This is a genomic window from Streptococcus penaeicida (assembly GCF_002887775.1).
GTDB lineage: Bacteria > Bacillota > Bacilli > Lactobacillales > Streptococcaceae > Streptococcus > Streptococcus penaeicida.
Genome location: NZ_LOCM01000016.1, coordinates 1 through 14,412 on the forward strand (window position 1 = coordinate 1; position 14,412 = coordinate 14,412).

Here is a 14,412-nt window from a genome sequence, read left to right on the forward strand (position 1 = left end):
ATGATGGTTTAGTCGCTTTTCATTATAGATCATATGGGACTTTTTTGGTGTGAAAAATTTCAATAACGAAAAAGACCTATAATCTCTTTTGAGGATTTACCCACTACAGAAATTATAGAGCCGAAATTCCAAGTACTGACTAAAGTATAGCTATTCTTTTTTTATTATTTAACTTCTTCAGCTGCTTCTTTACCGAACCAAAGTTCAATTTCACGTTTAGCTGAATCACGAGAATCTGAACCATGAACAACGTTCATCATTTCACCCTTATCATTAGGTGCTTGAGCAAAATCACCACGAATTGTACCAGGTGCCGCTTCTTTAGGATTTGTTTTTCCCATCATCGTCCGCCAAGATTCAATCACTTCATGACCAGAAATAATACCGATAAGGATTGGACCACTCATCATATAATCAATCATGCCTGGATAGAATGGTTTATCAACCAATTGATAGTAATGTTGGTCAAATTGTTCTTTAGAAGGTGTTACCAATTGAAGGTGGTCAAAAGTAAACCCACGTTTTTCCATACGAGTAAGAACGTCGCCAACTAAGCCACGTTTTACACCATCAGGTTTTATCATAAAAAATGTTTTTTCCATTAGAAGTTCCCCTCTTATTTTTTCTCATTATAACACATATGTAAGGGCTTGCAAATAAAAAATCAAAAATAGGCTAAAAACACCTACAAACCCTTTGTTTACAATGTTTTTACAGAAAGATTTTCAAGGAAAATATATGAAAACAGTAAATGAAATATGCATTTTCAATTTGTTTTATGTAATAAATATTCATAATCAAAATAGCTGTGGATAAAATTTAACAAAAGCTTTAATGAAAGTCAAAAAAGCCCTTTTCATGAGAAAAGGGGAAAATGAGATTGTTTTATTATAGTTTGAAACTTTCCATTTTGGTTCAAAGAAAGTAGCCCCTTTTCCTAAATTTTATTTCCAAAAAAAAACAAGCTCTCTTTAGAACTTATTTTCATTATTTCCTTCTCCTGCTTATCCCAAATAGTCCGATGAAAATAGCTTCATAAAGGACGAAAAAGAGAATGAAGCAATGCATGAAGAATGTTTCTGGGAGAATCCAAATGATGGGATCGGTTAGGGGGTCAAAGGACCAGTTGTCCTTGCCGGCAAAGAGGATATGATGGAAGAGGACAAAGAAATTATCGAAGCCGATGAGTAATGCCATGATCGCGACAGCTAGAGGTAAGATAATAGCCAACCCCAAGTAGCGACGATAGAGTCCTAGTGTTTTTGCTTTGATATTTTTTGAGAGGAATGGCAGAGCTGGTAGGGAACAGAGGATAAACAAAGCCTGTGCTAGGTGGAATAGTCCTTTGACGTCTGCGAAGTGGGCTAAGCCTGCTTTAGAGGCTGTGAAGCTGGCAAACTTTAAGGACTTGACCAAGGGATTGGTCAAGTAGTCCATGAGGCCGTTGAAGTTATAAAGAATAGATTTTTTTGTCATAAAAACCACTTTTGTAATCTTCAAAAGATCCACTTCGATGGGATAGAAAAGCCAGGCCAAATAAATGGTTAAAAGGACAGATAATGAGAGTACCCAGATGAAAGTTGATAGCATTTGTAATTTTTCTTTCATCACAGCTCCCACTCATCTAAACTAGCCATCACGTAATCAGGTTGAACTGGAAGACTAGGTACTTCTTCTGGCTTAGTGAAACCGGTTGTCACAAGTAATGTTGCCACATCATTTTGGATGCCTGCCATAATATCTGTCAAGTAATTATCGCCAACCATGATGGCTTCTGAGCGTTGAACCCCTAGAATATCCAAGGCCTTGTTCATGATGATAGCATTGGGTTTTCCAATAAAAACTGGTTTGACACGGGTAGCTGATTCTAATAGTGCAACTAAGGAACCTGCACCCGGCATGAGTCCTCTTTCCGTAGGAATATTCAAGTCTGGGTTGGTTCCAATGAAAAGGGCACCTTTTGCGATAGCTAAGGTCGCCACAGAGAGCATTTCATAGGTCAAGTGGGTGTCCAGGCCGACCACAACATAGGCCGGATTGTCGCTATCTTCTTGGTATCCTGCTTGGGCGATGGCACTTTTGAGGCCCGTTTCGCCAATAACATAGGCAGTTTTGCCGCGATTCATGTCATCCATGTAGTCCACTGTGGCCATGGTTGCCGTGTAAATGGTCTCTAATGGGGTCTCGATGTCAAACTGGGTCGATAGCATGTCCTGCACCATCTCCGGTGTCCGCGTGGTATTATTGGTCACCAAAAGATAAGGGATATTCTGCTCCTGCAGTCTTTGGATGAAACGCTGACCTGCGGGGATGCGCTCTTTTCCTTTGTAAATCGTTCCATCTAAATCGATTAAATAGCCTTTGTAGGTCACTGCTAACTCCTTTTACTCAATTCTCATCCATTCAATAATGGCTTGCGCGTTTACTTGACCATCCGATTTGATCTCATGTCGGGTGGTTAAATCATCTTGGACAAAGCGGGATGTAATCTGGCCACCTGGTGCCACTTCTTTAACATATTTGAGGCGCAGGCTGACAGGATTATGGTGTCTGAGGAAATCATAGCCTAGACTGTCGTACATCCAATCCAAGTACTTGCTGTTGTTGACATGGCCGTTCATATCAATGTCGAAATAACGGACATGATAGTCTTTTTCTATTGGATTTTCCAAAGCTTCCGGCTTAAAGGCACGGCGCATTTTTTTTACAAATTCGGATTCAAATGGAGCAACTAATGCTTCAGGAATGGTCGCAACTTTTCGTGTTTCTGGATTCATGAGGGCGAAAAAGGTTAAAATATCTGCTAGTTGATTACCTTCTTGGTCATAAATATAGAATTGACGGTAACAGAATAATTTATTGTATGAAACAGCTTCAGTTTTGATAGTGATGGTCTCATTGAAAACTGGTAGGCGCGTGATTTTTACTTCATAATCAGTGATAATCCAAATGAGATTGAACTGATCTAAAACATAACCATCACTTCTATTTAGGGCTTTTGACTGTCGACCTGAGACTGTTAAACAGTAGGCCAATAATAAAGGTAATTTGGCGTCGTGTTTGACGTCACACAAGTCAAAAGGCATGGTAAAGCTTTCTTGGTATTGTAATCCCATGTTAATTCTCCTATTGTAAGATAAATTTCTCTGCTACGGAGTCCCCTAAGAAGAGGCCTCGTTTGGTCATGCGCACGTTTTGGGGGTCATCAACTAGGAGCCCATCGGCTACCAGTTCTTTCACAATTTGGCCGTACCTTTCTTCAAAAGAATAAGGGAACTTAGCTTCAAATTGAGGGATGGAAACGCCTGTCTTTTTCCGCAAGCCTAGGAAGAGTTCTTCTTCCATCTTCTCTTCCATGGTCAGGACCTCTTCGGTCAGGCGGGCATTGCCCTCGGCCACGGCCTTGAGGTAGTGTTGGATGGGAACCCGGTTGCGGTAACGGATGCCGTCCAGATAGCCAGAAGCTCCGGCACCACAGCCGTAATACTCGTCATTATTCCAGTACATGAGGTTATGCTGGCTGAAAAAACCGGGCTTGCCGAAGTTGGAAATTTCGTAATGTTCAAAGCCATTGGCTTCCATTTCAGTGATGATGTACTCGAACATTTCAGCTTCCAAATCTTCTGTTGGCAGGTTAAGTTTGCCCCGGCGCATCTTGTTCATAAAGACCGTGTGATGTTCCAGGATTAAGCTATAGAGACTGAGATGGGGAATATCTAAGGCCAGGGCCTTGGCCACATTTTCCTTGACTTGTTCAAGCGTTTGGCCAGGTAGGGCATAGATTAAATCGATCGAAATATTATAAAAACCAGCAGCTTTCAGGCTCTCAATGGTTTCATAGATTTGCGCTTCATTATGGCTGCGACCAATTTGTTTTAAATGCTTATCATTAAAGGTTTGGACACCCAGACTGATGCGGTTGACGGCTGATTTCTTGAGAACTGCCACTTTTTCGGCGTCTAGGTCCCCTGGATTGGCTTCGATGGTGAATTCTTCCAAGACTGATAGGTCCAAATCTCTGGTTAATTCTGTCAGCAGGTAGTCCAATTGCTTGGCGGTAATGGCTGTTGGGGTACCACCACCAATGTAAAGGGTCTTCAATTGCTTGATGTCATAAGAACGAAATTCAGCAATAAGAGCCTGAAGATAGGCATCGACAGGCTGATTTTTGATAAAGACTTTGGAAAAGTCACAATAATAACAAATTTGTGTGCAAAAGGGAATGTGCACGTAAGCTGAACTTGGTTTTTTCTTCATAGTATTATTATACCACTTTTGCTTTAAAGGGGAATCTGGCAAGATTAATTCTTACTGCTGGGGTCTTGCTCTACTGCTTTGGTCATTCTGACAAAGTCGTAGACACTGCCATTTGTGGCTTGTTTGAAAGTGGTCTCAGCTTGGTATCCTAGATTTTCATAACATTTAATGGCTCGGCTATTAAATGTCGCAACATTAAGGACCAAAGTTTGGGCTTGATAATTGGCTTGGGCGTATTCTTCAATGGCTTTTAAGAAGGCTGCGCCATGGGATTGACCAGTCCACTTGGGGGCCATGCCTAGACCAATTTCCAGCTCTGAGCCCTGCTTCTCGAATGAGGCAAAGCCAAAGAGAATCCCATTGCGGATGACCTGAAAGTAGCTGTTTTGACGGAGCTCGGGATCCATTATCTCCGCATAATCTTCAGGATCCGCAGCAAGGTCATAGAAATCATATGGGGCTGGGTATTGCCAATCCTTAGCAATGATTTCAGCAGAATGTTGAGTCAGGGGCATGATGTAATACCAAGGCTTCTTCTGCCAGACCTGAAAAAGCTTGGACATGTACTTGAGACGACGCTTCTGAACCGAACAAATGTCTGATTGGTAAATGTAATCAACATAACCCTTTTGGTATTCAGGAATGATTTCTTTAAAATAGGCAGAGGCCTGAGGATCCAAACGTTTCAGAATTTCTTGGATTTTCGCTTCCATTTAGGTCTCCTTTTTTATAAAATGAATTTTTAATTTTCTAGTTGAGAAATTGAGAATATGAGATTTTATCGGTTTAACGATCCTTTTTATCATCTCATTTTCAATATTTTTTAGTTTAAGTGATAGCAAAAAGCAGATCGTTGAAATGACTGAAGCTAGAACAGACTTGTCCTAGCTTCAATAATGTATGAAATAAAATTGTTAATTTTTCTGATCACTATCGCTCAGACAAAGTATTGAAATAGTCTTTGAAATATCTTTTTTAGTCAATTCCGATTTCTTGGCGGACAACATCGGCGATGGTATCAACATAATAGTCGACTTCTTCGTCTGTTGGTGCTTCTGCCATGACGCGGAGTAATGGTTCTGTTCCACTTGGTCTTACGAGGATGCGGCCGTTGCCTTGCATTTCAGCTTCCATTTTTTCAATGATAGCTGCGATGGCTGGGACTTCCATAGCTTTGTCTTTCATGCTATTTTCAACACGAATGTTAACTAATTTTTGTGGGTAGATGGTTACTTCACTAGCTAATTCTGACAGGGTTTTGCCTGTTTCTTTCATGACCTTGGTCAATTGGATAGCTGTTAGTTGGCCGTCTCCCGTTGTGTTGTAATCCATGATGATGACGTGTCCTGATTGTTCGCCACCAAGGTTATACTTGTTTTTACGCATTTCTTCGACGACATAGCGGTCACCGACTGCGGTGATGGCTTTATTAATGCCGTGTTCATCTAAGGCTTTGTGGAAACCAAGGTTTGACATTACTGTCGTAACAATGGTGTTTTGCGCAAGGAGTCCTTTTTCTGATAGATACTTCCCAATGATAAACATGACTTTATCACCGTCAACAATTTGGCCCTTTTCATCAACCGCAATTAAACGGTCACTATCTCCATCAAAAGCCAAACCAAGATCAGAGCCATTTTCGATGACCAATTCTTGAAGTTTTTCTGGGTGAGTTGAGCCGATGCCATCGTTGATGTTAAGACCATTTGGGCTTTCACCGATAACAGCGATATCAGCGTTCAAATCTAGGAAGATATCACGCGCTGATACTGATGCTGCTCCGTTGGCAGTGTCAAGGGCAACTTTCATGCCGTCTAAGTCGAGACCAGTTGAGACTAAGAATTTTTCATATTTTCGTAGGCCTTCTGGGTAGTCTACAAGTGTTCCTAACCCTTCAGCACTTGGGCGAGGAAGGGTATCTTCAGCAGCATCTAAAAGAGCTTCAATTTCTAATTCTTGGTCATCAGCTAATTTAAAGCCGTCGCTACCAAAGAATTTGATGCCGTTATCCAATGCTGGATTGTGGCTGGCTGAGATCATAACACCAGCGCTGGCATTTTCGGTTCTTACTAAGTAAGAAACACCTGGTGTTGCGAGAACTCCTAATTTGTATACTTCAATTCCAACAGATAGCAAACCTGCAACAAGAGCAGATTCTAACATTTCACCTGAAATGCGGGTATCTCTTGCCACAAAAACTCTTGGTCTTTCTGTTTCATGTTGGCTTAAGACGTAGCCTCCAAAGCGACCTAATTTAAATGCTAATTCCGGTGTTAACTCAACATTTGCTTCTCCACGTACACCGTCTGTTCCAAAATATTTACCCATAATTTATACATCAGCGCCTAGACGCTTCCTCCGTTTCAAATTTCCTTTGATATTATCTATTATTTCTTTTTAGTTGTCAACTGAACGACTACCGAAGTTGGTTCAACGGTAAGGCCATCAGCCTTAAGACTCACTGTTTTATTGGTGTTTTTCGTAACATCTGAAATGTCAAATTCAGCCATTACTTCATAGGTATTGTCCAAGACCTCTTTAGGTCCTGAAATTATCGCCGTTTGTCGAGATAATTTTGGTGTGATTGAGGCTAGACTACCATTAACTGTCCCAACCATCGACATGCGAATCGGCACTGACTTTGTTAGTTTTTTGATGGAAACCTTAAGATTGGTTTTAGCTGGACTGATGGTGCTGGCTAATACGGTACCGTCCGCAGAAACGGCCTGTAAGGTCACCTCGTCACTATAATCTTCCTTTAGATTCACATCATCAGGCAGTTTAGCCACAACATGATCTATTAAATCGATTTTTGATTCATCAGAAGTGACTTCGACCTTACTAAGGCCGGTTGAAATTTCAGCAATTTCATAGCCAGGCGCAACCTGTTTTGGATCTGCGCTGCCGCTAACAGAAAAAGTTTTGGTCTTTTTCTTACCGATGGTTACTGAAATCTTGTCCGGTGTCACCTTTGCCGCAACGCCAGATGGTAAATTGTTGACCTTAAGTGGAACTGTTACTTTACCGGGCTTACTTTTGGATAAATCAGCCACAATTTTAAAATTACGAGTGTCGCTATTAACTTCAGAATCTAACTTGATTCGGTTGGTAGAAGTTAGATAAACTTGGGCACCGTAAGAATATTCACTGATAAAGTATTTGTCACTATCATATTTGAGGTCGATAGGGACATCGGTTAAACTGTGTGTGTAAGTTTCAATTGGACTATAAAGTTGACTATTGGTATTTGATACATTACTAGATGCAGCCGCTAAGAAAAGAACAATGGCTAGGAAAATAGAAACTAACCCTAACCAGAGGCGACTGTTAAAAAATCTTTTCATTCCTTATTTGCCTCCCAACCATTTTTTATACCAAGGTTCTTTGGCTTTGCCAGCTTTAATAAGATGTGAGCGTAAAACAGACTCAAATTCTTCTTTCGTTAAATCGTGCAAAAACTGTCCTTTACGCGTGATGGAAATCCCGCCTGTTTCTTCTGAAACAACAATTGTGATGGCATCCGAATTCTCTGATAAACCGATAGCTGCCCGGTGCCGGGTTCCAAACTCTTTTGATATCGACATGGATTCTGACAGTGGTAAATAAGAACATGCTGATAAGACTTTATTGTCAGATATGATAACGGCCCCATCATGCAATGGCGTGTTAGGGATGAAAATATTAATTAACAATTGGCTAGAAATATCGGCATGCAAAGGAATCCCTGTTAAAATGTATTCTTGCAGGGTTTGTGCCTGTTCTATGGCAATCAAGGCACCAATTTTCCTGGGACTCATATAAGCTACTGATTTTACAACGGCATCTACCAGTTTCTCTTCATCACTCATTAATTCTTTAGGTCGAAATACCTGGGTCGAGCGCCCAAATTTTTCGAGACCTGCCCGAATTTCCGGTGCAAAGATGATGACGGCAGCAATGACCCCATAGGTGATGACTTGATTCATCAGATAAGTAATGGTTGTTAGTCCTACCCATTCCGCGATAAAGCGGAGAACGATAAAGAGTAAAACACCTTGAACCAAGGACATGATTTTTGTGCCTGCCAAGGCCTTGATAAACCGATAAATGGCATATGCTACTATGAGGATGTCTAAAAGATGGACCGTCAGTAGCCAAGGGTCGGCAAATAAACTTTGTATAAAACGAGCGTCGATATTACTAAGATTACTCATACTACTCTCTTTCTATGTGAAATAGATATCTTAAACATTATAACATGTTTCTTAAAGTTTTTCTGTATCTAAAATCGCCAATTCTATGTTAAAATATAAACATGAAAATGAAGACCTTAATGGGCATTACTGCCGGAAAAACAGCACAGACTGTGCTAAAAAGTATGGGCCGGGGTTCAACCTATCCTGGAAAATTGGCTTTACAGTTTGACCAAGCCATTCTAGATACCCTAGCTAAAGATTATGAAATTGTTGTAGTGACAGGGACCAACGGGAAGACCTTGACCACTGCACTTACTGTTGGCATTTTAAAAGAAGCTACGGAGAAGTTTTAACGAACCCAAGTGGGGCTAATATGATTACAGGGATTGTATCGACTTTCCTTTCGGCTAAGCCTGGCAAAAACGGCAAAAAGATTGCTGTTTTAGAGATTGATGAAGCCAGTTTACCTAAAGTGACGCAATACATTACCCCTAGCCTTTTTGTTTTTACTAACATTTTCCGTGACCAAATGGACCGTTATGGGGAAATTTATACCACCTACCAAATGATTCTTGATGGGGCTAAAAATGCTCCTAAGGCAACCATTTTGGCTAATGGCGACAGTCCAATTTTTGCTTCAAAAGATGTTATCAATCCCATTAAATACTATGGTTTTAATACGGAATCACATGAGCCACAATTGGCCCATTACAATACTGAAGGGATTCTCTGCCCTAAATGTGAGCATATTTTGCAATACAAGCAATATACCTATGCTAATTTGGGCCATTACGTCTGCCTTAACTGTGACTTCCAGCGTCCAGCTTTAGATTACCAATTGACAGAGCTAACAGAATTAACCAATTCTTCTTCAGCCTTTGTCATTGACGGACAAGAATACAAGATTAATGTCGGTGGCCTTTATAACATTTATAATGCTTTGGCTGCTGTAGCTGTAGCTGAGTTCTTTGACGTTGACCCGCATGAAATCAAAGCTGGTTTCGACAAGAGCAGGGCTGTCTTTGGGCGTCAGGAAACCTTCACGATTGGAGATAAATCTTGTACCTTAGTCTTGATTAAAAACCCAGTTGGCGCTAGTCAGGCCTTAGAAATGATTAAATTAGCAGATTATCCATTTAGCTTATCAGTCTTGCTTAATGCCAACTATGCTGACGGTATCGATACCTCATGGATTTGGGATGCCAATTTTGAGCTGATCAATGACATGGACATCACCGAAGTTAATGCAGGAGGCGTCCGCCACTCGGAAATTGCTCGCAGACTTCGGGTCTCAGGCTATGAGGAAAACAAAATCACTGAGCTGGAAAAACTTGAGGATGTCATGGCTGCTATTCAGCAACAAGAAGCTAAACATGCTTATATCCTAGCGACCTATACTGCTATGCTTGAATTCCGCCAAATCCTCGCCAACCAACACCTAGTCGGAAAGGAGATGAACTAATGACATACACTTCACTACAATCTCCTGGCAACCGGGACTACAGCTATGAGCTTAATATGGCCCACCTCTACGGCAATTTGATGAACACCTATGGCGATAACGGCAATGTCCTCATGCTCAAGTATGTGGCTGAAAAGCTAGGCGCTAAGATGACGGTCGATATCCTGTCTATTGGCGACGCTTTTGACGCGGATCACTACGACTTGGTTTTCTTCGGCGGCGGTCAAGATTACGAGCAGTCGATTGTGGCCAAAGATTTACCTTCAAAACGAGAAGCCATCGCCAATTACATCAACCAAGATAAGGTCATTTTGGCCATTTGCGGGGGCTTTCAATTACTTGGTCAGTACTACGTTCAAGCCAACGGTGTTAGAATTGACGGCATCGGGGTTATGGGCCACTACACCTTGAACCAGGAAAACAACCGTTTCATCGGTGATATCAAGATTCACAATGCTGACTTTGACGAAACCTATTACGGCTTTGAAAACCACCAAGGACGGACTTTCTTATCTGACGATGAGAAACCACTGGGCAATGTGGTTTACGGTAACGGCAATAATAAGGAAGATGGCACGGAGGGGGTTCACTACAAGAATGTCTATGGCTCTTACTTCCACGGACCAATCCTTTCTCGCAATGTTAACTTGGCCTATCGCCTGATTACTACTGCCTTAAAAAATAAGTATGGCCAAGAGCTTAACTTGCCAGCCTACCAAGACATCCTAGCTAAGGAAGTTGCCGAAGAGTATGCTGATGTTAAGAGCAAGGCCGAATTCGAAAAGTAAAGCTTATGATTTGAAAAGACCTCCGAGGAGCAATTCCTCAGAGGCTTTTTTACTATCATGAAAGGGTAGATTAATGTCTTTAATGTTTAGTCTTTTTTTGTTTTAAGAGCAGATACCATACCTGCACTAGCCATAACTGCTAAAGCAGCAGCAGTGAAGAATGGGTTAACGGAGTCACCAGTTGAAGGTAATTGTTCGCTAGCTGAAGGGTTTTGACTAGGAGCTTTAGCATTTCCCATACCAGTTGGCATAACTTTTTCTGCAACTGATTTGCCTGATGGCATTTCTTCTTTAGTTTCAGCTTTTTGGCTGGCATCTTGACCAGCTTTACCATCCATACCGTTGCGACCGTCTTTACCGTTTAGGCCTGGTTTTCCGTCTTTACCTGGTTGACCATCTTTTCCGTCTTTACCATCATGAAGGGTAAATTCAGATTTTGTTCCGTCTGGGTTCAATAAAATGATAGTATAAGTTCCGTCACCATTGTTTCTGCCCTTGATAATTGGAGACTCACCGTCTTTACCGTTACGGCCATCACGTCCGTCACGACCATCGCGTCCGTTTACGCCGTCAAGTCCATTTTTTCCATCTTTTCCATCTTTTCCATCACGCCGGCCTTACCATCTTGACCAGCTTTACCGTTTTTTCCGTCTGTTCCAGCTTTACCATTTTTGCCGTCTTTTCCGACTTTACCATCTTTGCCGGCTTTACCATCTTTGCCGTCTTTGCCGGCTTTTCCATCTGTTCCGGCTTTGCCGTTTTTACCGTCTTTTCCAGCTTGGCCGTTTTTACCGTCTTGGCCGTTTTGGCCAGCTTTGCCGTCTTTTCCATCTGTTCCAGCTTTGCCATCTTTTCCGGCTTTACCGTTTTTACCGTCTTGGCCGTTTTGGCCAGCTTGGCCGTCTTTACCATCTTTTCCGGCTTTACCATCTTTGCCGTCTGTTCCAGCTTTGCCATCTTTTCCGGCTTTACCGTTTTTACCATCTGTTCCAGCTTTACCGTTTTTACCATCTGTTCCAGCTTTACCGTTTTTACCATCTGTTCCAGCTTTACCGTTTTTACCATCTGTTCCAGCTTTGCCGTCTTGACCATCTCGACCATCACGTCCTTTAGCACCGTCACGTCCATCGCGACCTGCTTCACCTTGTTCACCTTTTTTGCCTTCTCGACCATCTTGACCTTTGGCTCCATCACGACCATCGCGTCCGTTATCCCCTTTTGGACCTGGTAAACCATCACGGCCTGCAATACCTTGCTCACCTTTTTGACCATCTCGTCCGTCACGACCTTTAGCACCGTCACGACCATCGCGACCTGCTTCACCTTGAGCTCCAACTCGACCGTCTCGGCCGTCTCTGCCAGGTGCTCCATTATATCCATTGTATCCATTGTATCCAGGATTTCCAGGTAAGCCAGGTGCTCCATCTCGACCATCACGACCTGCAGGACCTGCAGGACCTTGAGCACCATCTCTACCTTGTGGACCTTGCGCACCAGGAGCATAAGCTGGAGAATATAAACCACCTAAACTATAGTCATATCCCCCACTATAAAATCCATTGTCGTATCCATTGTATGACCCTACTCCTGGAACTCCAACTCCTGGTACTCCTACTCCTGGTACTCCTACTCCTGGTACGCCCACGCCTGGTACACCTACTCCCGGTACTCCTACACCAGGAACCCCAACGCCTGGAACTCCTACTCCTGGTACGCCTACGGTTCCAGGGACTCCAGGAACGGGTACCCCAGCTCCTGGTACAAGTGCGTGTGCTGTTGTGCTATGCATTCCCATGGCAAAGACAGTGGCTAATAATACGGATGCGGCACCGAAGCTGTACTTACGGATGCCAAAACGTTGTTTGTCAACAGTTTTCTTCTGTGTCATGACATTACTCCTATTCTACTCTCCTAAAAGAGTCCATATTTTTATTAGGTATGATGACCTAGTATTTCACTCATTTATTTCTAATTATAGTAAAAATGAAGTTTTGATAGGTCATCATAACCACCATTTATCATGCCACTTTTTGACAGCCCTCACTTGCTCAAAATGCCACTATTTTGCCTTTTTTGGTCATTATGACTAAATTATTTTGTGTTTTCATTTTATTGTCATTTTTCTTATCTTTTTATTATTTTTGAATTGGTTCTGTTTCCCTTATCTGTTAATCTAGGGAACTAGGAAAGTAACCTGTCTATGAGGTCTCCTTAATCCTTTTGGGGTGATGAAATCTATGCTTTATACCGAGAACAGTTTTCAAAACGATTTATACCATATCTTTTTCATTTTAAATCCTATTTTTGATAGACCGTTCACCCCTTGCAAAACCCGCTTACATAACCGAATCGCCTCATAGACTGCTGCTTTCTCAGAAGTTTATTTCCTAAAACAGAAAGTCAATCACATGTATCAACATCCCTTACTCGAATCCTTGCACACTTGCTTAAGGATTCCTATTTTTGTCTTAAATTCGGAATATCAGCTGATCCGCTGCTTTCATCTGGTCTCGGATATTAGCTTACGGCCTCAGCTTTTAGCCCAGTTAGCTGTCATCAGCAATCGCAAGTCCTTGATTCCCTTTTCTCTCTTAAAAACACCTAGCAATCAGGTTTTGGCACTTTACCCCTTGCAAAATGAACTCTTTTTATTTGGTCCATTTCAGGTGACAAAAAGCCAAATTCCGGAACAAGGCTTGGCGGAGGTCTATGCCGTTGACGAGGGCTGTTTCGAATCCTTAAGTGACCAGGAGACTGCAATCAGCCTTGACTTGCCACATTTTCTCCATTTGATTCACTATTTCTTTACCCAGCAGATGCATTTTTTAAAAAAAGACCAGAGACAACTGACCAACCAAATCCTAAGTGAGATCCGGCAAGAATTATCGGAAAATCTGATTCAACAATGCCATCTCAAGGACAAGGAAGCTTTTGACTTTGAATTTCAACTCTTGGAGTCCGTCAAGCGTGGCAAGCTGGAAGAAGTGAAAAAGTATCTGGCCCAGGACCTAACCCCGGCCAGCTACCACAAGGACTTACGGTCAGAAAAAAATTATTCCATTATCCTCTTTGAAAAACTATCACAACTGGCCATCAAGACCGGGGTCGACCACACCTATGCCCACCACACCCGGGATTATTATATCGGCAAATGTGAGAAATGCCAGAAGGCATCGGAAGTCTTATTACTGCGGGAGTCGGCTATCATATTGTTTACCCAAAAAATCGGTCACTTTAACCATTATTCCTACTTGGTCTCCAATATCCTCCGCTATATCAACGCCAACTTATCCAAGAAAATACTGATAGAAAGTATCGCCAAAGAGTTTCATTTTTCCGAATCCAATATTCGTAAACTCTTCCGCAAAGAGATGTCCTGCTCCATCCAGCAATACATCCGCCGCAAGAAAATGGAAGAAGCCAAAATCATGTTGCGCAACCAGAATTCCGTCACCGACATCAGCAACTCCCTAGCTACTCCGACGTGGCCCACTTCTCCCGCTCCTTCAAATCAGTAGTCGGCATGTCCCCAAAACAGTATCAAAAATCACCTATAAAGGATATATCGTAGGAGAATAGAAAAAAGAGGAGGCTGGGACAAAAGTCTTCATAACTAATAAAAACAGAGACTCACGTTTGATGTGATTCTCTGTTTTTAATTTCTTATCATTCTCTTATTGTATTTCAGTAGATTATTGGCCATGAGGACCAAACCCATATCAATTTTTAC

Annotated in this window: 13 protein-coding genes and 2 pseudogenes; 3 read left to right on the top strand and 12 right to left on the bottom strand. The window is 42.0% G+C overall.

Annotation, left to right across the window (positions count from 1 at the left end):
* Window positions 1–164: 164 nt before the first annotated feature.
* The 9 genes from ndk to cdaA form a co-directional block, all read right to left on the bottom strand.
* Window positions 165–602: a nucleoside-diphosphate kinase gene (gene ndk, locus AT575_RS04420; RefSeq protein ID WP_102777337.1), complete on the bottom strand. Its 438-nt coding sequence runs from the start codon at window positions 600–602 to the stop codon at window positions 165–167.
* A gap of 385 nt (window positions 603–987) precedes the next feature.
* Window positions 988–1,608, bottom strand: coding sequence for a TIGR01906 family membrane protein (locus AT575_RS04425; protein ID WP_102777338.1), 621 nt, complete (start codon window positions 1,606–1,608; stop codon window positions 988–990).
* Entirely contained in the window at window positions 1,608–2,372 is a 765-nt protein-coding gene (locus AT575_RS04430; RefSeq protein WP_102777339.1) for a TIGR01457 family HAD-type hydrolase, read from the bottom strand. The genes AT575_RS04425 and AT575_RS04430 overlap by 1 nt, the downstream gene beginning before the upstream one ends.
* A 12-nt stretch (window positions 2,373–2,384) precedes the next feature.
* Window positions 2,385–3,116: an acyl-ACP thioesterase domain-containing protein gene (locus AT575_RS04435; protein WP_102777340.1), complete on the bottom strand. Its 732-nt coding sequence runs from the start codon at window positions 3,114–3,116 to the stop codon at window positions 2,385–2,387.
* A gap of 10 nt (window positions 3,117–3,126) precedes the next feature.
* On the bottom strand, window positions 3,127–4,257 hold the full coding sequence (gene hemW / locus AT575_RS04440) for a radical SAM family heme chaperone HemW (protein ID WP_102777348.1): 1,131 nt from the start codon (window positions 4,255–4,257) through the stop codon (window positions 3,127–3,129).
* Window positions 4,258–4,301: 44 nt separating this feature from the next.
* Window positions 4,302–4,970: a GNAT family N-acetyltransferase gene (locus tag AT575_RS04445; protein ID WP_102777341.1), complete on the bottom strand. Its 669-nt coding sequence runs from the start codon at window positions 4,968–4,970 to the stop codon at window positions 4,302–4,304.
* Window positions 4,971–5,232: 262 nt separating this feature from the next.
* Window positions 5,233–6,585 carry a phosphoglucosamine mutase gene (gene glmM / locus AT575_RS04450; protein ID WP_102777342.1) on the bottom strand — a complete coding sequence of 451 codons (1,353 nt, stop codon included), beginning with the start codon at window positions 6,583–6,585 and terminating at the stop codon, window positions 5,233–5,235.
* 59 nt (window positions 6,586–6,644) lie between these two features.
* Window positions 6,645–7,601, bottom strand: a complete 957-nt coding sequence (locus AT575_RS04455; RefSeq protein ID WP_102777343.1) for a CdaR family protein — start codon at window positions 7,599–7,601, stop codon at window positions 6,645–6,647.
* Window positions 7,602–7,604: 3 nt separating this feature from the next.
* Window positions 7,605–8,450 (bottom strand): diadenylate cyclase CdaA, encoded by an 846-nt coding sequence (gene cdaA / locus AT575_RS04460; protein ID WP_102777344.1) that lies wholly within the window; start codon window positions 8,448–8,450, stop codon window positions 7,605–7,607.
* A gap of 101 nt (window positions 8,451–8,551) precedes the next feature.
* Between cdaA and murT the strand changes: the two are divergent.
* Window positions 8,552–9,894: pseudogene (murT, locus tag AT575_RS04465) on the top strand (lipid II isoglutaminyl synthase subunit MurT).
* The gene (gatD, locus tag AT575_RS04470; RefSeq protein ID WP_102777345.1) at window positions 9,894–10,682 is read left to right on the top strand and encodes a lipid II isoglutaminyl synthase subunit GatD; all 789 of its coding nucleotides are present in this window, start codon (window positions 9,894–9,896) and stop codon (window positions 10,680–10,682) included. The pseudogene murT and the gene gatD overlap by 1 nt, the downstream one beginning before the upstream one ends.
* An 86-nt stretch (window positions 10,683–10,768) precedes the next feature.
* Here the strand turns inward: gatD and AT575_RS11070 are convergent, their stop codons facing one another.
* The 3 genes and pseudogenes from AT575_RS11070 to AT575_RS04480 all read right to left on the bottom strand — a co-directional run bounded on the left by AT575_RS11070 (window position 10,769) and on the right by AT575_RS04480 (window position 12,570).
* The gene (locus AT575_RS11070; protein WP_129587065.1) at window positions 10,769–11,020 is read right to left on the bottom strand and encodes an LPXTG cell wall anchor domain-containing protein; all 252 of its coding nucleotides are present in this window, start codon (window positions 11,018–11,020) and stop codon (window positions 10,769–10,771) included.
* A 51-nt stretch (window positions 11,021–11,071) separates the two neighbouring features.
* Window positions 11,072–11,194: pseudogene (locus tag AT575_RS10990) on the bottom strand (collagen-flanked surface repeat-containing protein); the annotation flags it as partial.
* Between the two features lie 50 nt (window positions 11,195–11,244).
* The gene (locus AT575_RS04480; protein WP_102777347.1) at window positions 11,245–12,570 is read right to left on the bottom strand and encodes a YSIRK-type signal peptide-containing protein; all 1,326 of its coding nucleotides are present in this window, start codon (window positions 12,568–12,570) and stop codon (window positions 11,245–11,247) included.
* A gap of 520 nt (window positions 12,571–13,090) precedes the next feature.
* On the opposite strand from AT575_RS04480, the gene AT575_RS04485 reads away from it, so the two are divergent.
* Entirely contained in the window at window positions 13,091–14,200 is a 1,110-nt protein-coding gene (locus AT575_RS04485; RefSeq protein WP_245871457.1) for a YSIRK-targeted surface antigen transcriptional regulator, read from the top strand.
* The last annotated feature ends 212 nt before the right edge of the window (window positions 14,201–14,412 follow it).